This window comes from Aquisalimonas sp. (genome assembly GCF_007120195.1).
Classification (GTDB): Bacteria; Pseudomonadota; Gammaproteobacteria; order Nitrococcales; family Aquisalimonadaceae; genus Aquisalimonas.
On the sequence record NZ_SKOG01000164.1, the window covers coordinates 1 to 4,014 of the forward strand.

Genomic DNA, 4,014 nt, shown 5'->3' on the forward strand with positions numbered 1-4,014 from the left:
CATGAACAACGTGGCGCCTTCACGCTTGCCCAGCGCCCGCAGCGCAGCGGTCAGCTCGGCGGTGAGCTCGAACGATTGATGGCCCCCGCGCAAGCCGTGCGCCACGGGCGAGGGCCGCGATGCCGGGAGCCGCAGGCCGCCGGGCGCATCGGCGAGTTGCCGTTTCCAGTACGCAAGCTGCGCATTGATCCTGTCCTCGTCGAGCTGCGCCTGGTGCCGGATGTGCTCCAGGTAGCGCGACGGCGGCGGGGTGAGCGGCGAAGGCCGGCCCTCGGAGAATGCCTCGTAGAGCACTGCCATCTCGCGGACGAGCATGTTCATCGCCCAGGCATCGCTGGCGATGTGGTGCACAATCAGGAGGATGACATGCTCCTCCTCGGCCAGCCGGAACAGTGTCACCCGCATGAGCGGTCCCCGGCCCAGATCAAAGGGCCGTTGAATCTCCTCGGTTGCCAGCCGCCCCAGTTCGACGTCGCGTTGCGTTGCGGGCAGGAGGCCGAGGTCCACTACCGGCAGCGTGGCCGGTTGCGGCGGCGCAAACCGCTGCACGGGGGTGCCGTTAACGTCACGGATCGCCGCGCGCAGCTGCTCATGACGGCGCAGGATGTCTGACAGGCTGAGCTCAAGCGCGCCCACATCCAGCGCCCCGCGCAGGCGGGTCGCCGCGGCGATGTTGTAGGCAGCCGTGCCCGGTTCCAACCGGTCGAGGAACCAGAAGCGTTGCTGCTCGAAGGACAGCGGGTGCTCGGTGGCCTGCCTGGCCGTTGCGGCGGGCGTCTTGGTGTCCTCGGGCTCAACGGCACCAGTCGCGTCCAGTGCCAGCTGCTCCAGGAGCCGCTCGGCGAGCTGCGCGGCGCTTGTCCCCTGAAGGATCGCCACGACCGGCACCTTCACGCCGAGATCCACCTTGAGCGCGGTGCCCAGCTCCACGGCCATCAGCGAGTCGAACCCGAGTTCGGTGAACGCCCGCGCCGGATCGACCTTCTGCGGGATCGTGCCAAGGACGCGCGCGACCTTGTGCACCAGGTAGTCGGTCAGGATGCCGCGCCGCTCCGGCGGCGCTGCGCTGCACAGCAGTGCCAGCGGCGAATCCGACGCCTCCCCGGTCTGCTCCGCGGGAGCGCCGCTGCCGGCGAGCACCAGCTCCTGGAACCGCCGGGATCCCGCCGCCAGCGGATTGAGCTCAGTCCATTTGTGCCAGTCCATTCCGGCTGCGATGACATACCCGAAATCGTGGCGCAGCAGTTGCTCCAGGGTCTCGAGCGCCTGGGCTGCCGTGAATTGTCGGAACCCGCCGCGCTCGAGGTACTGCGCCAGCTCGTCGTGGCGGGCGACGTAGCCGACATCGGCCAGTGCGCCCCAGGCGATGGTCAGCGCCGGGCGTCCCTGCGCCAGCCGGTGCGCCGCCAGTGCGTCCAGAAAGGCGTTGGCCGCCGCGTAGTTGCCCTGCATGGGGTGCCCCAGGACCGCGGCGATGGAGGAGAAGAGCACGAAGAAGTCCAGGTTATCGTCCCGGGTCAGCCGGTGGAGATTCCACGCGCCGGCGATCTTGGGGGCGAGGACGCGGTTGAACCGCTGCTGGTCGAGGCGCACAAGGACGTCGTCATCGAGCACCATCGCCGCGTGGATGATGCCCCGCAGCGGTGGCAGCTCGCGGCGGATGCCATCCAGCACGCGCCGCACGTCCGCCTCGCTGGAGACATCCCCCTGGACCACGGTTACCCGCACGGGCGACGCCCGCAGACCATCGAGGGCGGCTTCGTTGTCCTGCGGGATACCCGAGCGACTCATGAGCACGATGCTCCCGGCGCCCTGGCGTTCCAGCCACTCGGCGACCGTTAGCCCGAAGCCGCCGAGCCCGCCGGTGATGAGATAGGTACCGTCGGCTTCGACGAGTGGCGCCTCCGCGCGCGCATGCACGGGATAGGTGGGCGCCTCCATGGTGAGCACGACCTTGCCAATGTGCCGTGCCTGGGCCATCAGCCGGAACCCCTGCTCCGCCGCCGCGAGATCGAAGACGGTGGTGGGCACCGGCTGCAGGGTGCCATTGTCGATCTGCCCCACCACGTGCTCCAGCAGGCGTGTCGCCAGTGCCGGCCGATCGAGCGCCAGGGGGATCAGGTCCACGGCGTGGAAGGAGAGGTTGCGCTGGAACGGCGAGAGGCCGAGCTGGGCGTTGTCGAAGATGTCGCGCTTGCCGAGCTCGATGAACCGCCCGTATGGACGCAGCACCGCCAGGCCCTTGAGGGTGGCTTCCCCGGAGAGGGCGTTCAGCACGACGTCCACGCCTTCACCGCCGGTGTCGCGCAGGACCTCGTCGGCGAAGGCAAGGGAGCGGGAATCCATGACATGCTCGATGCCGAGCTCGCGCAGATAGGCGCGCTTCTCCGGCGTCCCGGCGGTGGCGAAGACCTCCGCGCCGACACGCCGGCACAGCTGGATCGCGGCCAGCCCTACGGCGCCCGTAGCGGACTGAATCAGCACGCGCTCGTCCACCGTTATCCGCGCCACGTGATTGAGCGCATACTCGGCGGTGACGAAGCCGTTCAGCACCGAGGCGGCTTGCGCAAACGACAGGCGTGCCGGCTTGGCGACGGTCAGATGCTCCCGGGCGATCACCCGTGATCCGTGTGCGGCCGCGGCGAGGGTGATGACCTCGTCGCCCGGCCGGAATCGGCGCACACCGTCCCCGCAGGCCAGCACCACGCCGGCACACTCGATTCCCAGGCCCCGCGGGTCGGGATCGTACTGGTAGGCGGCGGGCGGGAGCATGTCCAGGGCCTGCAGCACGTCGCGGAAGTTGACGCCGGAGGCAAAGACCCGGATTGCGATCTCCCCGGGCCCGGGCTCGGCAACCGGTATCTCGCGCAGAAGCAGGCTCTCGATGGCGCCCGGTGCACCGAGTTCCAGGCGAAAGCGGTCGGTGTCGGCGCAGAGCGGGCGGAGTTGTTCAGGGCGCGCCCGCTCGCCGAGCGAGACGCGGCGCACGCGCCGGGCGAAGCGCATCCGGCCGCGCAGGGCCACTTCCTCTTCGCCGTTGCCGCCGGTCAGCTCTGCTGCGAGCGCCAGCGCCTCGTCCTCCGACGGGGCCGGGCCGAGGTCGATGAGCCGGCAGCGCAGCGCCTCGTGTTCGCTCATCAGCACGCGCCCGAGGCCCCACAGCGTGGATTGCGCGACATGCGGCGCGGCGTCGTGCCCCTCGACGGCCTGGGCACCCGCCGTGACCAGGCACAGCTCGGGAATCTTCGTTCCCGCTTGTTCCCGGGCGCGCATCAGTGCCAGTACACTGCCGCAGGCGAGGCACTGTGCATCCATGAGCACCTCGGCATCCATCCCGTCGGCCGTGGGAACGCCCAGGCTCCACAGGTGGAGGACCCCGTGGCCGTCGTTGTCCCCCAGGGCCTGCAACATATGGACGTACGCGCCGGTGTCGGCAGGCGGAATGGTAAAGCCGCCGTCCACGTGTCGGCAGTACGCGCCGCCGGGACGGACCGGAGTGAAACGATCGCCCCGGGCGCACAACGCGTCGATCACTGCTTGCGCGGCGCGGGTCTCATCCGTGAACACGAGCCAGTGCCGCGGTGGCTCTGGCCCGGACTCCGGCAACGATGCTTGTATGGTCGCTGGCGCGTGCGCGAGCAGCACCGTCTGCAGCCTGCGCTCGTCGAGCGCCTCGGCGAACAGGCTGGTGACCCCCTCGAAGCCGCCGGCCTCGAGCAGATCGTGCCACTGCCGCGACGCGAGCATGGGGCCGCCAGCCCGCAGGTGAACGTCCGTGTAGCGCCACCAGCCCTCCAGCAGCCCGAAGACCAGGTTCAGCCAGCCGGAGCGGCGCGTGAGCTCCAGCAATGCCAGGATGCCGTCCCCGGTAAGCAGGCGCCGCACGTGGCCCAGCGTGGTGCGCAAATCCTCGGTGACATGGAGCACGTTGGCCGCAATCACCAGGTCGAAGGCGTGGGGCTCGAATCCTTGGGCGGCGGGATCGGACTCGATGTCGAGCGTCGCGAAGCGCAC

1 protein-coding gene is annotated in these 4,014 nt (G+C 69.8%); it reads right to left on the reverse strand.

What is annotated here, in order from left to right; genetic code table 11:
• The coding region (locus tag QZT63_RS12335; RefSeq protein ID WP_290651590.1) for an SDR family NAD(P)-dependent oxidoreductase at positions 1-4,014 on the reverse strand (4,014 nt) is incomplete at both ends.